Raw genomic sequence first — 20,307 nt, forward strand, 5'->3', positions numbered from 1 at the left:
TTATTTTATGTACGAACCTTACCCAGTCCCTGAACTCGCCCGTGACCTCAAACAAGTTCGTTACAGCAGTTTATGGACTTTTGCCAAACAAGATTTTCGTTTATTGGCCTTTTTCCTAATTATTGCAAGCTTGATTGGTTTTGGGATTGGGTATTTTTGGATTTGTATTAGCCTCGCCTTTTTGCTGTTTTTTCTTCAGCAAATGCGCTCCCTCTATTTAGTTAATGATTGGATTTCCAATCGTCCTTATGATGTGCCGCCAAATCTGCATGGTATTTGGGGTGCATTACTGTTCAATGTTTATCGCTCACAACGTCAGGAACGTATCGTTCAGGCCGAAATGGTCGGGTTGATTGATCGCGCCCAGTCTTCATTGGTGGCGTTGGATGAAGCCGTGATGCTGATTGATGAAAATCATCAAATTGAATGGTGGAACCCTGCTGCTGAAAAGCTATTGGGTATTCAGCCTTTAGACCGTGGACGCAACATCCTCACTATTTTGCGCCAACCTAGTTTTATTGAATATTTTAATCATATTGATCAAGCACCTGACGGTTTAAAAATGAAATCTAGCGTGCATGAAGGGCAATATGTGCAAGTCAAAATGACTCAGTTTGGTGGCGATAGCCGTTTGTTATTTGCTTACGACATGACGCGTATGCATAACCTAGAACAAATGCGTAAAGACTTTGTCGATAATATTTCACACGAATTACGCACTCCGCTAACGGTGCTGAGTGGTTATATCGAAACCTTTACCGATCAGGAAGATATTAACCCGCGTTGGAAACGTGCTTTTGAGCAAATGCAGTCACAAACCAGACGCATGAACGCTTTGGTAAATGACCTGCTGCTGCTGTCGCGTCTGGAAAATGAAAAAAACATCGCCAAAAATCAAATTATTGAAATGCCAAGTTTAATGAATCAATTATTTGACGATGCACATGCCTATAACGTCGATTATGGACATACGCTCAACTTAAATATTGACAGTCATTATGATCTGATTGGTTCAGATGTAGAATTGGCCAGTGCCTTTAGCAACCTGATCACCAATGCGATTAAATATACCCCGAAAGGTGGGACGATTACCATTGGCTGGCATGATGATGGCAATCAAGGTTATTTTACTGTGGAAGATACAGGCATCGGGATTGATCCGAAACACTTACCACGCTTAACCGAACGCTTTTATCGTGTAGACAGCGCACGTAGCCGACAAACAGGCGGTACTGGTTTAGGTTTAGCAATTGTGAAGCACGTTTTGATGCAGCATAATGCACACTTAGAAGTCGAATCTAAAGAAAATCAAGGCTCTATATTTAAAGTCGTGTTCCCAAAAGAGCGTTTGTATTACGAAACTTAAGCGCTGGTTGAGCTAAAATAGACAATAAATTACAGATTTAAAAAACAAAAAAACGCCAAATTACTTTGGCGTTTTTTATTTCTTTATTCACATATTTTATTCAGCAGAAACGATATGTCCCAGGGCTTTCCCCATTTCCACTACAGAATTGGCTTTGAATTCAGCATCCCACTGCATTTTATTTTCTTCAAACAAAACAATCGCGGTTGAACCCAAATAAAAACGTCCTAATTCTGCACCTTTTTCAAGGAATAATTGGTGCTGATTCAGCTCCAAACGCCCTGATGGTTTCACTTTGCCTGTCGCCACGGTTTCAATGCCCGCCACAATCATGGCACCCACCAAAACAACCGCCATACGACCCAATTCGGTATCAAACAAACACACCATGCGCTCATTGCGGGCAAATAAACCCGGAATATTTTCGGCTGTGGTTTGATTGACAGAAAACAACTCACCTGGCACATATAAAGTTTCGGTGAGTGTGCCTGCAAAAGGCATGTGCACACGGTGATAATCACGCGGAGATAAATACACGGTTGCAAACTGACCATTTTTAAATGGTTCAGCCAATTGCGGGTCGGCAATTAAGTTTTCAACCGTAAATTGCTGACCTTTGGCCTGAAAAATTGCCCCATCTTCAATTTTACCCAACTGTGAAATCGCCCCATCTGCAGGCGATACAATGCTGTTCGGATTGCTGTCAATTTCCCGCACACCCTGCTTTAAAGAACGGGTAAAAAATTCATTAAAAGATTTATATTTCAAGGCATTGCTTTGTTCTGCCAAAGACATATCAATGCCGTATTGCGCCTTGAATGCAGTGATCACCGCATTTTTGAGCACAGGATGCTCACTGGCTGCAAGTTTACCCACAACACGTGATAATTGATGTTGTGGCACAACGCGTTGTGCCTGAATGAAAATTTGTTTTTTTAAACGTGATGTGAGGCTCAAGACGGCAACTCTCCAGTAATAACAGGACTGTCAGGGCGGTTGCCCCATTCACTCCACGCACCATCATAGGCCTGAATTTTCCAACCCAATAAACGCCCTAAAATGTAGGCCAAACCTGAACGGTGATGTGACTGACAATACACCACTACAGGTTCGTTTAAATTGAATCCGAGTTGTTCCAGACGCTGTCGTGTGCGTTCTAAGGGATGCAATTTTAAATGATTTTCACGATTAAGGGCAGTACTCCATTCAAAATGCAATGCCCCAGGAATGTGACCGCCGCGTCGTGCAGCCAAACGCAGCCCTGTATATTCATCTATGGTGCGGCAATCCCAAAGTTGCACCGACTGGTTTTGGCACTTTTCTAATAGCTCATCATATTGAATTCGATACTGATTTTGCTCGGCAACAGGAACAAGCATGCTGACGGGTGTTAGCGGTTCAACCTCAGAAGTAGTTGGAAAACCTGCTGCCAACCATGCGTGAATCCCACCATTTAGTAAACTGGTATTTTCAAAGCCTAAACAGTGTAAATTCCAAATCAGACGCCCTGCCCATGCGCCACCTTCATCGTCATAGGCGACCACATGATGCTCAGGGGAAATACTCAAATACTGAATCAAGTCTTGTAAAGCCTCGGGTTCAGGCAATAAACCCGATGTATCTTCATCCTGACGTAGCAACATGCTCGGTTTGACCTGTAAAGCATGCGGAAGATGCAATTGCTCGTACACCGAATTGCGGCTCAAATCGACAATGCGCAATTTTTCATGCCCTAAAAAGGGAACTAAATCTTCTGCTTCAATCAGCAGTCCAAAATTGAATGGAGAAGTGCTCATTTTTATGCGGTTCAGTCTGTTTGGCAATCAACTTTAACTTAGTATAGGTCATTTTTGATAGCATGCTGTTTTTTTCATAACTTTCGCAGAATTTTAACAATCACATGCTTTAATCTAGAAAAAAACCGAAGATTTTCTTCGGTTTTTTCAATGTGCTCAGGTTTTAAACAGGCGTTTGTATTTCAAAAACTTGGCGTAAATATGCCAAGAAGGTGTCATTATCGGTCATGGTTTTACCCGGACTATCGGACAATTTCGCCACCGACTGACCATTACATTCCACCAATTTCAACACAATATTTAGCGCAGTTTGCCCCATATCATTGGTTAAGTTGGTACCAATCCCAAAACTAACCTGAAAACGGTCTTTAAAATACTGATGCAAGGCCCATGCTTTTTCGACATTTAAGCCATCACTGAAGGTCAGCATTTTAGTTTTACTGTCAATTTTTAGCTTTTTATAATGTGCATAAGCTTTATCGCCCCACACATACGGGTCGCCACTGTCATGTCGCAAGCCATCAAATAACTTGGCAAAATACAAATCAAAGTCACGCAGGAAAGCATCCATCCCGACCACATCAGTCAAGGCAATGCCTAAATCACCCCGATATTCTTGCACCCAAGTTTCTAGTGCGGCTTTTTGGAAGTCACGTAAACGTACATCTAGCGCCTGAAATGCCTGTAAAAACTCATGTGCCATTGTCCCAATTGGGGTAATGCCTAATTCTTTAGCCAACAGTACATTACTAGTACCACGAAACACTTCAGGTACAGCTTGATGAAAAGCCGCAATCACGTGCTTTTGCCATGCAAAACTATAACGGCGGCGCGTACCAAAATCTGAAACCAAAAATGGTGGATCTTCAGGCAGTTGCTGCTGTTGGTAACTTTGAATCAGGGCAATTTTTTGCTGTAAACGGCGCTCACCTTCTGCCCAAACCTCATCATTACGGATGCGCTGAAAATACAGTTCATTGACAATTGCCAGGACAAAAATCTCGAACATCATGGCCTGTACCATCGGGCCTTCTACCCGAATATCCAAACGACCTTGCGCATCAATACTGGCGTGAATAAAACGACGCTTGAGCTGAAATAATTCTAAATAATCGACAAAGTCACTTTTAATAAAGCGTAAATTACGCAAATACTGCAATTCATCTTCTTTAAATTTCAACTGACACAAATGATCAAGCTGCGCATTCAACTCAGCTAAAATATCGCTCAGTGGATACGCGGTATCTTCAAGATTACGGCAGCGGAATTGATACACACTGTGCGTTTGCGGAAATTTATGCAGCACCACCTGTAACATGGTGAATTTATATAAATCAGTATCGAGCAGAGATTGAATAATGGGGGTCATAGGGATCATCATTTCGCGGTACTTCTTGCATTAAAGCATACTTTATTCAGCAAAAAAGGGCTTTTATCGACAATCTTGTTACAACTTTGCTGAAGTGTAGCCTTCCCAAGATATTTTACCTCTCTGCGGGCAGCTACCGTTCTGATGCTTTCGTGATTGATGTTAATGCACGCCAAAGTGCCTAAGTTTGCTACAATCTGCAGCCATCCCCCACACTGAGAAAATTAGTCCCCCATGCGCGCATTATTACAACGAGTTCTTGAAGCCAAAGTCGTGGTCGATGGTGAAATCACTGGCGAGATTCAACAGGGTATTTTGGTATTTTTGGGCTTAGGCAAAGACGATAATTTTGAGAAAGGCAAAAAGCTGATTGATAAAATTTTAAAATATCGTTTTTTTGATGATGAACAAGGCAAAATGGGTTGGAATGTCAGTCAGGCCAATGGCAGTGTGTTATTGGTTTCACAATTTACCCTCATGGCACAGACTCAAAAAGGTTTACGTCCTGATTTTGGCCCTGCGATGCCCCCAAACGATGCCAAAGCGCTGTATGAACAATTGGTGGACTATGCCAAAAGTCAGTTTGACAGGGTGGAAACAGGTATTTTCTCTGCCGATATGAAAGTGCATTTGGTAAATGACGGGCCTGTGACTTTTTGTTTGGAAGTCGAGTAAATCACATATAAAAAAACCTCTGTCAAAAATTGATCAGAGGTTTTTGTTTGGGTCTGAGCAGCTTATTTACCCGTTTTTTGTTTAATAAACTGGCGTGCCATTTTAATTTTTTCTTTTACAGGTTTTGGTAGTTTAGGTGGAATCAATTTCGCTGCTTGGTTAAACCACACCAATAAGCCAAAATCACCTTCCATTTTAATGCTGCCATTTTGCATGCCTGTCATAAATGCAGTTGGATCACCTTTCATTAAGGTTTTTACGCCTTGCTCGCTGTCTGCAAACTGCAAAATAAAATCGGCTTTTTCTGCATCGCCTGCCACAGTGTCAATATGTCCATTGTTGACAATAATTTGACGCGCCATACCCAAGTCTGTGCCAATTTGAATACGGAACTGGCGTTCATGCACCAACTCAATAAATTTTGGACTGGTACGTGCCAGTTGTTTCATACGCAATGCCAAACCTGCCACGAGAAGGTCAAGTGGATCGGTGCTGACATCAACCAAAGGAAGTTTGACCACAGGAATTGCAGAAAGTTTCATGACAGTGAAGCCTATTGTAATTGTTGGATAATGAACAGACTCATCCTATCACAACTCCCGCTTTTTGCTGCAAGGCTTTGTATAACAATCTTTAGGAGGGTGTTAAAATTTTGTCGCTGTTTGGATGGCGCAAACTGCCGTACAGATAAAGCAAAAAAGATGCAAACCAGTTGCATCTTTTTAAAGTTTTTGAATTTAGTCTGTACGATTTAGCGGCTTGAGCACTGCTGCTGATCGTCTTCATAGACTGGGGTATGTTCGATATAGCGACGTTTTGCCAAAGCACGCTCTGCCCGACGGTCTTCTCGTAATAATAATAAAGTCACCAAAGTCATCGCCAAGAAAATTGCCGACAAGTAACTGTAGGTAATTGGTAGTTCAAATACGCTTTGCACACTGTAGCGCACCACTTCCAATAAACCCCAAAACACCATACCTGCCAACATAAAGTTTAACCAGCGACGATAAGGCGAAAAGAAAACAGCAATCAACGCAGCTGCGACGAGGCTTAAGCCTACAATGGTCGCTAAATTCGCTGTTAGCATAAAAACCTCCGTCTAAAGATGCAGCCTCTTTTTGAATTGGTCTGCGACTTCAAATACCGTTTAAATAAATAATGGATGTCGATTTAAATTCTATGTCTGCATTATGCTGCGTTTTCTAGATAAAAAAAGACTTGTATTTTTATAAAGCGACACACCTTGTCGCAATATTATATTGTCATTACATTTTTTAAATTTTGTAGTTTTCGGGAAGCTAAGCTAGCTCTTTATTCGCGTGTCATTACAAAAAAACACCTTATTTTTTTGCCTTAAAAAATATTTTTTTCATTCAATGCTGTTGCGGTTTTTATCGACAGTTTTTGTTTACCGTTCATCGTTATCTGCTGATTATACAAACAAAAAACGCAGCATGACTGCTGCGTTTTTTTCATTGAATTGTCATATTAGGCACGGTTCAAGTCTTTGTCATGCACGCCCAATAAGTACAGCACACCATCTAAGCCCACGCTTGAAATGGCTTGATTGGCGTTTTGACGTACCAACGGTTTAGCACGGAACGCCACACCTAAACCTGCAATAGAAAGCATTGGTAAGTCGTTCGCACCATCACCCACCGCAATGGCTTGTTCCAAAGAAATCCCCATTTTGTCTGCCAGTTCACGTAGCAATAATGCCTTACGCGCACCATCCACAATGTGACCTTTTACTTCGCCTGTAACCATGCCATTTTCCACATCTAGAATGTTGGCATGCACTTCATCAATCCCCAATTTTTCCTGCAGATATTCTGCGAAATATTGGAAACCGCCCGACAAAATAGCGGTGCGATAACCCAAAGATTTCAGGGTTGAAATCAGGCGTTCAGCACCTTCGGTCACGGTCAGACGTTCGGCAATTTTAGGCAACACAGCAGCATCTAAACCTTTGAGCAATGCTACGCGCGCGCGGAAACTTTGCTGAAAATCCAGTTCACCCTGCATGGCACGTTCGGTAATGTCCGCCACCTGATCGCCCACACCTGCCTCAATCGCCAACTCATCAATCACTTCTTGTTCAATGAGCGTTGAGTCCATGTCAAAACACACCAAACGGCGGTTACGACGGTAGGCATTGTCTTCTTGTACCGCGACATCCACACTCAGTTCATTCGACAGGCTTAAACACGCAGCACGCATGGCAACTGCATCTAGCATTTGTCCACTTAATCCAAACTGAATGCAAGCACGTTTAGGTTCATCTTCGGCTACATTAAGCTGTGGGCGACCCGACAAACGGGTTACAGTTTCAATGTTAAAACCTTGGCTAGATACAATATGCGTGACCGCCTGTAAATGTGAGGCATTCAGCTCTGGTGCCAGTGCAGTCACGATATAACGGGTACGACCGCCTTCTCTGACCCATTGCTCATATTCAGTTGCAGAGATTGGTTTAAAACGCACAGTTAAGCCAATATCATGTGCTAAAATCAGAATCTCCTTCATGGCTAAAGCAGTTGCAGTCTGGTCTTCTGATGCAACAACAATACCTAAAGTCAGTTGATTATGAATAACAGCTTGGCCAACATCTAAGATTTGTAAGGAATGAGCGGACAATACCTGCATTAATCGAGTAAACTGATTAGGTTGGTCAGGTCCTAAAAATGATATAAGAATGATTTCTCGCATGAATTGACTCGGGTCTGAGCTACAACTATTGTGAGAATCATAATCTAAATTGAATATAAATGCCTTGGAAGTTTTACCTTGAATGCGCCTAGACAAGGGCTATTTGCTAGCCTATTGATTGTAAGTTTTGCTTTTCACACCTTTTTATTGGTGCTTGCAACAACACACCAATTAAATGAAAACCGCGCCAATCAGGGGCAGTTAATGACCAGCCAACTGGTCACAGACAGCCTTTCTGAGCTGGAACCTGCCAATACAGTATCACTGGCATTATTGGTGAATCGTTATGCCACCAATCCAAGCATTGCTTCTATTCGTATTTTAGATGCGCAAAATCAGGTCTTGGCGACAGGTGGACAGTCACGTACCCGTGAAGGTGAAGTCTTTGTCCGCGATGCAATCATCAATGAAAAGAAAGTCGGCAGCATTGAAATTACCTTAATTCAGCCAAGTATTGGTGAAATTCTGCGTACCCAATGGTTAGCGACACTTTTATCATTATTGGTTCATGGCTTGTTATGGTTGGCTTATCGCGCGATTGCCCGTCCAAGTCGTAGTGAATATTTAGCACGCATTAATAATGAATCTCGCCTTAAACACGAATTACAATTATTGACGCAAGCCCTTGAACAAGAAAAACATCAAACGGCTTTGGCACTTGCGCAGGCACAGCAACAGCCTAAACCTGTGATGTCGCCTAAAGCAAACAAAGCCATTGAGCAAAGCCAAGAGCAAAACAACATTGCGCTGAATATTCAGTTTTATGACCCGAAACAATTATTAGACACGGTCACGCAAAGTGTGTCTGTGCCTTATTTTAGCTTATGTCAGATTTTCCTGAACAAAAGCATTGAACTGTGCGTACAACACTACAAGTTAAACCGTTCCGACATTCAAACAGTACAACCATTCCATGAAGATGGCGCAACACTCAGTATTGCAGCCAATACACCAAATGCAGCAGCCTGTATGGCCATGATTGGCACGGTGTTCCAGTTATTGTCTGAAGTGCTGTATAAGCGTTATCGTGAAGAAAAGCGTTTTGTGTTGCAAACTCGCAGTGGTTTATCAACCGCAGTCGAAGCCATGCAGTTATCTGCAGTGCAGGCAGCAGAGCGTTTGGTGCATCAATTATCTGCTCGTGAAAATGCAGTGCATTTACCGAATGAATTACTAGATGAACTGTCTACGCATTATGAATTAGTGAGTATGCCAAATCCGACCAATGTGCTGATGCGCCATGCCTTTATGGTTAATGGCATGGACAGCCAATCGGCTGAGTTGGCGCAAAGCCTGCGAACTGAAATTCTAAAAGGCAAACATTCAAGAGCTTCTTAAAATAATCCATGAGATGCCTTAAAAGCATAAAAACCTGAGTATGCACACATACTCAGGTTTTTTATACTCACAGATGCTAGATCACATCCATTTACTGCAGCCCAATTTACACATTCAACTGCTTCTGCTCGACCAAATACATTTGCGCATTGTGTACAGCAGCCTGCCCCACCACAACAGCTTTCTGCCATTCGCCATTGGCTTGTAGCTCCCACGCATTTTGATTGTCATGCAAATAACTCAGCAAGCCATCTTCTACAATACGCTGTTTAATTTTCTCATCCAAAATAGGGAAGCAAGTTTCCACCCGTGAAAATAAGTTGCGCCCCATCCAGTCTGCGCTGGCGCAGTACAATTTTTTTGCACCACCATGCTCAAAATAATACACGCGGGTATGCTCCAAAAAGCGTCCCACAATCGAACGGACATGAATACGCTCAGACATACCTTTCACTTTTGGAATCAAACAACAAATCGAGCGGATAATTAAATCGACCTGTACCCCTGCCTGCGAAGCACGGTACAAAGCCGTAATTAACTCAGGCTCAGTCAATGCATTGACTTTAATGATAATTCGGGCAGCTTTGCCTGCTTGTGCAAACCCGATTTCTTGTTCAATCAGTTTGAGCAATTCACTGTGCAAGGTAAATGGTGCATGCAGCAAGTTTTTTAATTTTGCCGATCTGCCCATGCCTGTGAGTTCCTGAAACACCCGATGCACATCTTCACAAATATCAGGATGTGTGGTCATCAAACCATAGTCGGTGTACATACGTGCATTGCCCGCATGATAGTTGCCTGTACCCAAATGCACATAGCGCACCAACTGATCTTGCTCACGACGCACAATCAAAATCATTTTGGCATGGGTTTTATAGCCGACAATGCCATACACCACCACTGCGCCTGCCTCTTGCAAGACGTTGGCGACCATAATGTTGGATTCTTCATCAAAACGTGCGCGTAGCTCGATCACGGCAGTGACTTCTTTGCCATTACGTGCGGCTTCTGCAAGTACCTGCACAATTTCAGAATCTGGGCCACTACGATACAGCGTTTGCTTAATCGCCAACACATTTGGGTCTTTCGCCGCTTCTTTGAGTAAATTAATCACCGGCTGAAAAGAGTCAAATGGGTGATGTAGCAACACATCCTGCTTTTTCAGAATCTCAAACATCGGTTTTTGCTTCCGAAATATTTTTGGAATCACAGGTGCAAAAGGTGGATATTTCAATTCAGGTCGGTCAAAACTACTGGTCAGACGCGACAGGTTAATCGGCCCGCTAATCCGATATAATTGCTGCTCATCTAAATCAAACTCTCTGAGCAAATAATCAATAATATCTTGCGGGCAATCATCTTCAATTTCTAAACGTACCGCACGCCCAAAACGACGTGACGATAATTCATCTTTTAAGGCAACTGCCAAATCATCGACATCTTCGGCCAAAATCAGGTCGGCATTGCGGGTCACTCGAAACGCATAGCAACCTGTGGCTTTCATGCCTGGGAACAGATCATTGATATGCTGCTGAATAATCGCAGTCAAGAAAATATGTTCAGTCGCACTACCTGCCACTTCTTTTGGCAAATTGATTAAACGTGGCAAAGAGCGTGGCGCAGGCACAATCGCCATTTCAATTTCACGTCCAAAAGCATCTTTGCCTTGTAAACTGACAATAAAGTTCAGACTTTTATTGACCAAACGCGGAAATGGATGCGATGGGTCTAGGCTAATTGGCGTTAAAACAGGCTGTACCTGACGGGCAAAATAATCGGCAATCCACGCTTTATGTTTATCCACAATGTCATGGTATTGAATAAAGTGAATCCCTAAACTTTGCAGCTGCGGCAAAATGGCATAATTTAAAGTGTCGTATTGCTGCTTCACCGCCTGATGCACTTTATCAGACAGTTCTACCAAGACCTGTTCAGTCGGAATGGCATCTGGGGTACGGGTAATGGCATTCAAATCGAGTTGCTTCATTAAACCTGCAACGCGAATTTCAAAAAACTCATCTAAATTACGTGAAAAAATAATTAAAAAATTGAGTCGCTCTAAAATAGGTAACTCTGGGTCTAAAGCTTGCGCCAAGACCCGACGGTTAAACTCAATTAAAGAGAGTTCACGATTAAAATAAGTATCAGATGAATGCTGAAAGTGTTCCATATCTTCTCTATGCTGTTTTTAAGACAGTCTGCTTATTTCGCCTCTGTGCAAGGCATGGTAGGTAGAGATTATGACAATCATGTTACACCCACAATCAATCGCAGAACATTTCGTCAAAATTGAGTATATGTAAAAAATTGATTTTTATTTATTTTATTTTACATTTAATCTATTTTTATAGAAAAAAGGAAGATTTCGCCCTTCCCTTTCGCGGCCAGTTCGTTATCTAGTTTTAGCCAAGTAAGTGCTGACTTTGTACTCGCTGTACTCCTTGTGCCAACATCTGTTGCCATGCTTGTTCTAAAGAGCCATTTAAATCAATCGCTTTGGTGGCATCTTCAATCACATAGGTGCTAAAACCCAACTCACAGGCATCTATTGCCGTCCACGCCACACAAAAGTCGGTGGCAATGCCCACAATATAAACCGTATCAATTTCACGGGCTTTTAAATAGGCCGCCAAGCCTGTGGTGGTTTTGCGGTCTGCTTCCATAAAGGCAGAATAACTGTCTATTTGCTCGTGAAAACCTTTGCGTATAATCAATTGTGCTGTAGGCAAATCTAGATCTGGGTGTAATTCAGCATCAGCTGTGCCTTGCACACAATGCACAGGCCACAACACTTGCTCGCCATAACTGAGCTGAATCTGCTCATAGTCCTGTTTGCCTGCATGGTTGGCAGCAAAGGACACATGCGTTGCAGGATGCCAGTCTTGGGTGATCACAATGTTCTGAAACACACGTCCCAACGCATTAATGCAGGGAATAATTTGATCGGCATTTGCAACCGCCAAATTACCTCCTGGACAAAAACCATTTTGCACATCAACCACAATCAAGGCATTATTCAGCTGCTGCATGCTGTTTCCTTTCCCATCTTAAACGCTACCCTCAGCATAGCTGAAATTTAAGTCTGAGTTGTATCGCTTTGATAAAAATAAAAAGAATCGTTTTCGGCACAATGTTGATAGTTCGGTAGCTGTAACAATAATTGCCGTACAAAACGTGGATAGATTTTGGCTTTGCGTGCAGTCGCGGCATGAAAATAAAAATAAGGCAGTGGATGCCGAGTTAAATAATTGACCAAATGCTGTCGGGTTAAACGCATCACCTGAAAGGCATCAATACCTGCGTTGACATCTTCATAAGTAGCTTGATCGGCAAATGCCAGCCACGCGTTTTGTTTTGGAGAAGTCCGTGTTGCTCGAAAATGGCGTTTCAGTTCTAAAATAAATTCATATTCAATCAGATACAGCGAAAACTGCTGTTGATCCAACTGAAATTCTGCAATCAATTTTTTCTGCTTCAAATGATACTCTTATATTTACTGTTTTTTAGGACTTATTATACCCTGCTTGCGTCATTGCCACCCAGTAGAACAGGCAGCTTTGCGACAGTACTTGTCACACTTCATTCGAGCATTTTCTCTCAAAAATCAGCGATCAACATACAAAAAAATAGCCTGCAAGTGCAGGCTATTTGGTCTTTCAACTGTTCTCATCCTTTTAAACAGTTTGAATACGACGTACCAATAACAACATGAAAATGGCTGAAATAATAATACATGGAATGGCTGCTGAAATAACCCCAGCCGCACCAAAGCCTGCTGCCAACAACTGACCTGCAATAGCAGGGCCAAGCATTGCGCCTACACGACCAACAGCAGAGGCAACACCGACCCCAGTACCACGTACTTCGGTTGGGTAGACAATACTACCAAAAGCATATAACACGCCCTGACAGCCAATCACAAAAGCACCGACCAAAGCTGAAGCCATATACATTTGCATGAGTGAACCCGCTGCATTTAGAGCAAATAAACCTGCCAAAATACCACCATACATCAATAAAATCACGTAGGCTTTTTTCCAACGGTCGGTCAGCATACCCAAAATTACAGTACCGACTGTCGCACTCACCATGAAATAGAACTGTGCAGTACTGCCTTCTTTACGCGAGAAACCTAATTCCATAAATAAAGATGGTAACCAGCTCAACATGATGTAAACCACCATCAAGGTAAAGAAGTAACTCACCCAAATAAATAAGGTGCGCAATAAGTTTTGTGAATTAAACAAATCTTTAAAAGATGCTTTTGGCGCAGCATTTTGTGCTGTGACATCTTTACCTGCCGCTTGTGCTTTTAAGAATTCACGTGATTCTGGCAATAACCACATCATCAATGGAATGACAATAAATGGCAGCAAACCACCCAAATAGAAAATGTTTTTCCAGTTTGAGCCAAAATCTGTACTGGCAATTAAAGATAAAATGGCTGCACCCACAGGCATACCACAATACATCAAGCCCACAGCACGACCACGGTTTTGTGGCGAAACAGCTTCAGATGCCAAAGTAATTAAAATTGGCATGGCTGCCCCTAAACCCGCACCTGCCAAGAAGCGCACCGCCAATAGGCTTTCAAAGCTATTCACCCACACCGTACATAAGGTAAATAAAGCAAAGACTGCTGTAGACCAGATTAATACTTTTTTACGACCAATACGGTCTGCAAAACGTCCGCCAACCAAAGCACCTGGCAATAAACCTAAAATACCCGCACTAAAAAATACCCCAAGCTGCGAGCTGTCTAAACCAAAATGCTCACGGATACCTGCCGCAGCAATACCTGCTGCCTGAATATCCAGACCTTCAATCACTGCAATTAAAAAGCAGATCGCGACGGTAATAACCGCATGCCGCTGATCGCTATGTTGTGTTGATCTATCCATTGGGTCCCTCTACTAGAATTAGATAGCCATGTGAAAGCCTGCATCTTGCGCAGTTTTAAACTGCAGCAATAGCTATCAATAAGTGTTAGACCAAAGTGAATTTTTTCAGATCAGCGCAAACGTGTTGCGCAGCATGTAGAAAAAAACATAGCGAAAAAAACAATAAATCTGGCAAGTTACACGCTATTTTCCCGCTTAAAGCAGTAAATTCAGCGCAAGATTTCTCACCATTTAAGAAGTCAGCGACAACATAGGTAGACTTAAAAGCTATTATTCTTAAGAATCAAAAATCAAAATATCCCGATTAAAACAGTCAAATATAAGAGCTATAAGGTCTGAATTGAGCGTTTTTTTATATAAATATCTAGGGTCTGTTGACAATTCATCTATGTTTGCGACGTGAGAGATATATCTCGCAAGATTTTTTAGCTGATATAAGGCATGAGACAGGAAATTTAGTCATTCTAAATGACTGGCACATAACGCAATAGCAGCAAAAAATATGCTCGCCCCCTTGCGCAGCAAACAAAGCAGCGCTTTGTTCTTGCTCATGTGGCTAAAAAAACGCTGATACCGTTGCGCCATACCAATGAAAATTTGGGTACAAAGGAGATGGTTATTATTTTTTTATTTTGAACAACAAGCTGCTGATCCTAAAATACTAAATTAAACAAAGTTTATGATTGCTTTGACGAAAGCATATTGTTCTGACACACTGAATCAGTCATAATTTGGCTAAGCATTATTTAATCAATTTGATTGAATTTTGACCCAAATCAAAATACTGCAACCATCCACATCTACCTTTTCTACACCTCTGTGGATGGAAAAATAGGATCTTTTTAAAAAATGACTCAGCAAGCACAGACCATTCAAGGCTCAATTGTCGCAATTGTCACCCCAATGTTAGAAGATGGCAGCGTAGATTGGAAAGGTCTCGAGAAGCTCGTTGAGTGGCACATAGAACAAGGTACCAACAGTATTGTTGCTGTAGGTACAACTGGTGAAGCATCGACCTTAAGTATGGAAGAGCACACCAAAGTGATCGCAGAAATTATTCGCGTCGCAAATAAGCGTATTCCTGTCATTGCTGGTACTGGTGCAAACTCAACGCATGAAGCCATCGAACTGACCAAAGAAGCACAACAATTGGGCGCAGATGCGGCCTTATTGGTAACGCCTTATTATAATAAGCCAACTCAGGAAGGTTTATACCAGCACTATAAAGCAATTGCAGAAGCAGTTGATTTACCTATCATTTTATATAATGTACCGGGTCGTACTGGTGTAGATATGTCAAATGAAACGGTCATCCGTCTTGCAGACATCCCAAATATTGTGGGCGTAAAAGATGCAACGGGCGATGTGCCACGTGGTCAGCAATTATTGGCTGGCTTAACAGGCAAAAACATGGTGGTGTATTCAGGCGATGACGCTACGGCATATCAATTGATGCTGCACGGTGCAAAAGGCAATATTTCTGTAACTGCCAATGTTGCACCAAAAGCCATGAGCCAAGTTTGCGCGGCTGCAATCGCAGGTGATGCTGCAGGTGCAGAGCAACAAAACAGTGCGATTGCAAATTTACACAATATTCTATTTTGTGAATCGAACCCAATTCCTGTGAAATGGGCACTTCATGAAATGGGATTAATTGGTACAGGAATTCGCCTGCCATTAACTCCGCTTGCAGAACAATATCGTGCACCGTTACGCGAAGCCCTTCAGGCTGCGGGTGTCATTCAATAAAAGAGCTTAGTATGATGCAATTACGTTTTGGTTTTATCGCCGCACTTTCAGTATTGAGTTTGGCTGGTTGTAGTTCTCTTGCCATCAATAATGGTTCATTGGACTATAAAGACGCCGCTACTTTAGCACCACTTCAATATCCAGAAGGTTCTGTGGTTCGACCTGCAACACCGTTGTATCCTGCACCAAGCGTTGACCCTTTAGCAACGGCAAATGCACCTAAGCTTGAAAATGCACGTGGCAACCGTTTTGCGATGCCACGTCCTGAAGCCATGCAAGCCAGCAGCAACACAGTTCAAGACAGTACGCAAATTGGACGTCCTCAACCCGTAGTTGACGGAAACCAAAATCCGTTGCTCAAAATTGATGGAAATTCTGCTACAATTTGGCAATACACACTTGCCACCCTCAGCAGTCTGAATTACAGCATTGTTGGTCAAAGTAAGAACCGTTACGAGGCAACCATTAAGGTCGATCAACAGATTTATGTCTTAAGATTGACCTCTGTCGGTTCGAGCAACAACCTAGCTGTATTCAATGCCGATAACAGCTTTGCAGATCAAGAAAAAGCTGCAGATCTGTTGGCCCAGATTTACCAAAATTGGCCAGCCTAGCCGTACTAGGCATTTTTTTTTGAAAAAGGTTCCCTCATGTTAAAACAAACCTTGCTCTATACTGGTAAAGCAAAATCTGTTTATACCACAGACAGTGCAGACCACCTGATTTTAGTCTTTCGTGATGATGCCTCTGCGTTCAATGGCGAAAAAATCGAACAACTAGATCGTAAAGGTAAGGTGAACAACCGTTTTAACGCCTTTATCATGGAAAAATTGGCTGAAGCGGGTATCGAAACTCACTTTGAAAAACTACTTACACCAAACGAAGTATTGGTGAAAAAGTTAGACATGATTCCTGTAGAGTGCGTTATTCGTAACTACGCTGCAGGTTCACTCTGCCGTCGTTTAGGTGTAGAAGAAGGTAAAGAACTGACCCCACCTACATTTGAATTGTTCTTTAAAGATGACGCTCTTGGCGACCCAATGGTAAACGAATCTCAAGCGATTGCTTTAGGTTGGGCCAATGCTGAACAATTGGCAAAAATGAAAGAATTAACTTACCAAGTCAACGATGTATTAAAAGCATTGTTTGATGCAGGTAACATGATTTTGGTCGACTTCAAACTTGAGTTTGGTGTATTCCACGACCGTATTGTGTTGGGTGATGAGTTCTCTCCAGACGGTTGCCGTTTATGGGACAAAGACACCAAGAAGAAACTCGACAAAGACCGTTTCCGTCAAGGTTTAGGCGGTGTGGTTGAAGCTTATGAAGAAGTTGCTGCACGTTTAGGCATCGACTTAGACAATATCTAATTCAAGCTTTTCAATTTTAAAAGCTGAATTCCCAAAACCGAGCAACATTGCTCGGTTTTTTGTATTTTGCTGTAGACCAAACAGGGTTTACAAACCAAATCTTTGAAAAAATCGCCCCATCCACAATGCCCAGTCTGTCTGCCTATTTTTAAATTTATCTGAATTTAAATTGTGTATTCTGCAATTCCGTGTATGCTTGTTGTCATACTAGAAAAATATGAAGTTCGTTTTAATCGTCTAAGTCCGTAGTTTTATTTTGTAATCCTTCGTTTGTTCAGATTTTAAGTCGCATCTTTTTCCCAGTTATTCCAAATCTTTTTTAGATTGCAACATATTAAAATTCAGCAGGATATTTCCCTATGTCAAATCCGACAATGAAAGGCACGGTAAAGTGGTTTAACGAAACTAAAGGTTTTGGTTTTATTCAACCAGAATCTGGTCCAGATGTGTTTGCGCATTTCAGCGAAATCGCACACTCAGGCTTCAAGACTTTACACGAAGGTCAGCAAGTTGAATTCAGCATTGCGCAAGGTCAAAAAGGCCCGAATGCTGTAAACATCAAACCGCTTTAAACCTTTGAATGCAGCACTCAAGGCTGCAAACAAATCTAAAAAAGCTCAAGTTGATTCTTGAGCTTTTTTTATGCCAATACTTTTACAAATATCTTTTCAGCTATACCAAATCGCTTAGGATTGAGTCTGCTGCCAACGACGTTGTTGTAAACGCTCACCTTCCACTTCACGTTTATTACGTGCCGACTCATACAACTTTGTGCCTTTCAGTTCAGGCGGCAAATAGTCCTGTAGCACAAAATGCTCTGGGTAATTGTGCGGATACAAATAATCTACGCCATAGCCTTGTTCTTTCATCGGTTTGGTCGGTGCATTACGCAAATGCAGTGGCACAGGTAAGTTGGCGGTTTTTTCAGCCAAATCCATGGCTTTATTAATTGCCAAATAAGTACTGTTACTTTTGGCACTGGTTGCCAAATATACTGCACATTGTCCTAAAATAATCCGCGCTTCGGGCATACCCAGCACTTGTACCGAGCGGAAACACTCGCCTGCCAATAACAAGGCATTCGGATTTGAATTGCCAATATCTTCCGAAGCAGCAATCAACATGCGACGCGCAATAAAGCTCGGGTCTTCACCGCCTTTGAGCATGCGCGCCATCCAATACAATGCAGCATCGGGGTCACTGCCACGAATTGACTTAATAAAAGCCGATACCAAATCATAATGTTGCTCGCCTGACTTGTCATAACGGGCAATGTTTTGTTGCGCAACCTTGACCACAATCGCGTTGGTGATGATATTTTCCACCTCGGGTTCAAAGGTGCTTGCCACCAAGTCCAGTAGGTTTAAAGCCTTGCGTGCATCACCTGCAGCAAACTGAATCAGAGCATCAAATTCTTCAATCTGAATATAACGGTCTTTTAAGAATTGATCTTGCTGAATGGCTTGAGTCAGCAAAGTCTGAATCGAATCGGCATCTAAAGCCTTTAAGGTATAGACCTGACAACGTGAAAGCAGCGCACTATTGACTTCAAAAGATGGATTTTCAGTGGTCGCACCAATTAAGGTGATTTTGCCCTTTTCCACCGCATTTAATAAGGCATCTTGCTGCGACTTATTAAAGCGATGAATTTCATCAATAAACACCACTGGTGTGAGCAAATCGCCGCCTTCGGCAATAATTTCACGCAGCTCTTTGACCCCAGTATTCAAGGCAGAAAGGCTGATAAAAGGACGATCTACCGCCTGCGCCAACAGCAAAGCGATGGTGGTTTTCCCCACCCCTGGTGGCCCCCAGAAAATAATTGAAGGCAAATGCCCCTGATCAATCATTTGGCGTAACGGCGCTTGCTCACCTAAAAGATGATCTTGACCAATAATTTGCGATAAATCGCGTGGACGCAAACGCTCAGGCAGTGGAATATGACTCTCTGACATCTTGTTATTTCTATACTTGACTTCAACCTAGTCTACTATGATCTCAAGCTTTGGAGTATTTCTAATCGTACCGATTTATCGCTAAAACACGATTCAAAGTTTATTCTGCAGTATGAATTAACGCACCCAACGCACCACATAATCTTCTATATCTTCTTCTGCAACATCCAGTTCTGAAATACAACGCCCTGCCGCAGATTTTTTGGCTTTAATCACACTTTGGCGTGAGCCCGTATTTAAGTAATGCCAAGATGGCAAATTTTTGCCCTGTTTTAAACGACGATAGGCACAACTTGGCGGCAACCAGTGAATTTTTTCTAGTTTTTCGGGGGAAAGTTGAATGCAATCGGGCACAAAGTCAAAGCGATTGGCATAATCTGAACAACGTGCTGTGTTACAGTCCAGTAACTTGCACGCCACTTTGGTATAGGCCACTTCTTGCGTGTCTTCATCTTCTAGTTTGACCAAACAGCATAAACCGCAACCATCGCACAAGGCTTCCCATTCCGCAGTATTTAAGGCATTCAGCGGATAGTTTTTCCAAAATTCAGGTCGTAATTGATCAGACATAGCGCACAGAAAATAACAAAACTGCGTCATTATAACAGCCTTGTTTCAACTTGTTGCTTTTGTTTAGTCTTTAAATGAATCAAACACTTAACTCAAACAACTGAACATTTAATACACAAAAACAAAACAGTGTGCTGCGTTCAGCTCCCTATACTAAATTCAGAAGCTATAAAAACACATGGAGAACAATTATGTTTCGTTGGGCTATAATCTTCGCAGTGATTGCGTTAATCGCGAGTTTACTTGGTTTTGGTGGTGTCGCAGGTTTATCCAAAGACTTTGCCATTATTTTATTGGTGATTGCTGTGATTTTGGCAATTGTTGGTTTCCTCTCTCGCGGAAAAATCTAGTGACCTCGTCTATAAATTCCTAAAAATCAGATAAAAAAGAAGGATTTTTCCTTCTTTTTTTATGTCCGCTTTTTACGCAACAAATGCCAATTTGGCTATTTTAAAAATATTTTCTCACATTTATTGGCAGTATTTACCCTGTTTTTAAAAATGCGTGCC

20 protein-coding genes are annotated in these 20,307 nt (G+C 42.1%); 8 read left to right on the plus strand and 12 right to left on the minus strand.

Annotated features, from left to right (window positions below):
- Positions 1 to 7: 7 nt before the first annotated feature.
- On the plus strand, positions 8 to 1,366 hold the full coding sequence (gene phoR, locus FTT78_RS02330) for a phosphate regulon sensor histidine kinase PhoR (protein ID WP_179996516.1): 1,359 nt from the start codon (positions 8 to 10) through the stop codon (positions 1,364 to 1,366).
- A gap of 96 nt (positions 1,367 to 1,462) precedes the next feature.
- On the opposite strand, the gene asd is transcribed toward phoR, so the two are convergent.
- From asd to pncB, 3 genes are all read right to left on the minus strand, one after another.
- Positions 1,463 to 2,323 (minus strand): archaetidylserine decarboxylase, encoded by an 861-nt coding sequence (gene asd, locus FTT78_RS02335; protein WP_096901498.1) that lies wholly within the window; start codon positions 2,321 to 2,323, stop codon positions 1,463 to 1,465.
- A complete protein-coding gene (locus FTT78_RS02340; protein ID WP_167846417.1) occupies positions 2,320 to 3,162 on the minus strand; it encodes a sulfurtransferase in 843 nt (280 codons plus the stop codon). Before FTT78_RS02340 ends, asd begins: the two co-directional genes overlap by 4 nt.
- A gap of 163 nt (positions 3,163 to 3,325) precedes the next feature.
- Entirely contained in the window at positions 3,326 to 4,531 is a 1,206-nt protein-coding gene (gene pncB, locus FTT78_RS02345; protein WP_131261228.1) for a nicotinate phosphoribosyltransferase, read from the minus strand.
- A gap of 234 nt (positions 4,532 to 4,765) precedes the next feature.
- On the opposite strand from pncB, the gene dtd reads away from it, so the two are divergent.
- Positions 4,766 to 5,206: a D-aminoacyl-tRNA deacylase gene (gene dtd, locus FTT78_RS02350; protein WP_004974142.1), complete on the plus strand. Its 441-nt coding sequence runs from the start codon at positions 4,766 to 4,768 to the stop codon at positions 5,204 to 5,206.
- 62 nt (positions 5,207 to 5,268) lie between these two features.
- On the opposite strand, the gene FTT78_RS02355 is transcribed toward dtd, so the two are convergent.
- The 3 genes from FTT78_RS02355 to serB form a co-directional block, all read right to left on the minus strand.
- Entirely contained in the window at positions 5,269 to 5,748 is a 480-nt protein-coding gene (locus FTT78_RS02355) for a hypothetical protein (RefSeq protein ID WP_004974140.1), read from the minus strand.
- A 209-nt stretch (positions 5,749 to 5,957) separates the two neighbouring features.
- A complete protein-coding gene (gene aciT / locus FTT78_RS02360; RefSeq protein WP_004974137.1) occupies positions 5,958 to 6,293 on the minus strand; it encodes a ciprofloxacin tolerance protein AciT in 336 nt (111 codons plus the stop codon).
- 401 nt (positions 6,294 to 6,694) lie between these two features.
- Positions 6,695 to 7,915: a phosphoserine phosphatase SerB gene (serB, locus tag FTT78_RS02365; protein WP_179997047.1), complete on the minus strand. Its 1,221-nt coding sequence runs from the start codon at positions 7,913 to 7,915 to the stop codon at positions 6,695 to 6,697.
- A 78-nt stretch (positions 7,916 to 7,993) separates the two neighbouring features.
- Between serB and FTT78_RS02370 the strand changes: the two genes are divergently transcribed.
- Positions 7,994 to 9,253, plus strand: coding sequence for a hypothetical protein (locus tag FTT78_RS02370; protein ID WP_004974135.1), 1,260 nt, complete (start codon positions 7,994 to 7,996; stop codon positions 9,251 to 9,253).
- Positions 9,254 to 9,359: 106 nt separating this feature from the next.
- On the opposite strand, the gene ppk1 is transcribed toward FTT78_RS02370, so the two are convergent.
- From ppk1 to mhpT, 4 genes are all read right to left on the minus strand, one after another.
- Positions 9,360 to 11,423 (minus strand): polyphosphate kinase 1, encoded by a 2,064-nt coding sequence (gene ppk1 / locus FTT78_RS02375; protein WP_180043510.1) that lies wholly within the window; start codon positions 11,421 to 11,423, stop codon positions 9,360 to 9,362.
- A 232-nt stretch (positions 11,424 to 11,655) separates the two neighbouring features.
- A complete protein-coding gene (gene pncA / locus FTT78_RS02380) occupies positions 11,656 to 12,282 on the minus strand; it encodes a bifunctional nicotinamidase/pyrazinamidase (RefSeq protein WP_104852749.1) in 627 nt (208 codons plus the stop codon).
- Between the two features lie 47 nt (positions 12,283 to 12,329).
- A complete protein-coding gene (locus FTT78_RS02385) occupies positions 12,330 to 12,731 on the minus strand; it encodes a hypothetical protein (protein WP_131261230.1) in 402 nt (133 codons plus the stop codon).
- Positions 12,732 to 12,927: 196 nt separating this feature from the next.
- On the minus strand, positions 12,928 to 14,154 hold the full coding sequence (mhpT, locus tag FTT78_RS02390) for a 3-(3-hydroxy-phenyl)propionate transporter MhpT (RefSeq protein ID WP_131261231.1): 1,227 nt from the start codon (positions 14,152 to 14,154) through the stop codon (positions 12,928 to 12,930).
- 849 nt (positions 14,155 to 15,003) lie between these two features.
- Between mhpT and dapA the strand changes: the two genes are divergently transcribed.
- The 4 genes from dapA (at position 15,004) to FTT78_RS02410 (ending at position 17,845) form a co-directional block, all read left to right on the plus strand.
- Entirely contained in the window at positions 15,004 to 15,903 is a 900-nt protein-coding gene (dapA, locus tag FTT78_RS02395) for a 4-hydroxy-tetrahydrodipicolinate synthase (protein ID WP_131261232.1), read from the plus strand.
- 14 nt (positions 15,904 to 15,917) lie between these two features.
- Positions 15,918 to 16,517, plus strand: a complete 600-nt coding sequence (locus tag FTT78_RS02400; RefSeq protein WP_026438344.1) for a hypothetical protein — start codon at positions 15,918 to 15,920, stop codon at positions 16,515 to 16,517.
- A gap of 36 nt (positions 16,518 to 16,553) precedes the next feature.
- Positions 16,554 to 17,273, plus strand: coding sequence for a phosphoribosylaminoimidazolesuccinocarboxamide synthase (purC, locus tag FTT78_RS02405; protein ID WP_004974116.1), 720 nt, complete (start codon positions 16,554 to 16,556; stop codon positions 17,271 to 17,273).
- 359 nt (positions 17,274 to 17,632) lie between these two features.
- Complete coding sequence (locus tag FTT78_RS02410) at positions 17,633 to 17,845, plus strand: cold-shock protein (protein ID WP_004974113.1); 213 nt, start codon at positions 17,633 to 17,635, stop codon at positions 17,843 to 17,845.
- 114 nt (positions 17,846 to 17,959) lie between these two features.
- Here FTT78_RS02410 and FTT78_RS02415 read toward each other — a convergent pair whose 3' ends face one another.
- Together FTT78_RS02415 and FTT78_RS02420 are read right to left on the minus strand one after the other, a co-directional pair.
- Entirely contained in the window at positions 17,960 to 19,228 is a 1,269-nt protein-coding gene (locus tag FTT78_RS02415) for a replication-associated recombination protein A (RefSeq protein WP_180043512.1), read from the minus strand.
- A 117-nt stretch (positions 19,229 to 19,345) separates the two neighbouring features.
- A complete protein-coding gene (locus FTT78_RS02420) occupies positions 19,346 to 19,798 on the minus strand; it encodes a YcgN family cysteine cluster protein (RefSeq protein WP_026438343.1) in 453 nt (150 codons plus the stop codon).
- A 191-nt stretch (positions 19,799 to 19,989) separates the two neighbouring features.
- Here FTT78_RS02420 and FTT78_RS02425 point away from each other — a divergent pair, with 191 nt between their 5' ends.
- Positions 19,990 to 20,148: a DUF1328 domain-containing protein gene (locus FTT78_RS02425; protein WP_004974108.1), complete on the plus strand. Its 159-nt coding sequence runs from the start codon at positions 19,990 to 19,992 to the stop codon at positions 20,146 to 20,148.
- Positions 20,149 to 20,307: the final 159 nt, after the last annotated feature.

The sequence above is a fragment of the Acinetobacter sp. YH01011 genome, from assembly GCF_013420785.1.
Classification (GTDB): domain Bacteria; phylum Pseudomonadota; class Gammaproteobacteria; order Pseudomonadales; family Moraxellaceae; genus Acinetobacter; species Acinetobacter towneri.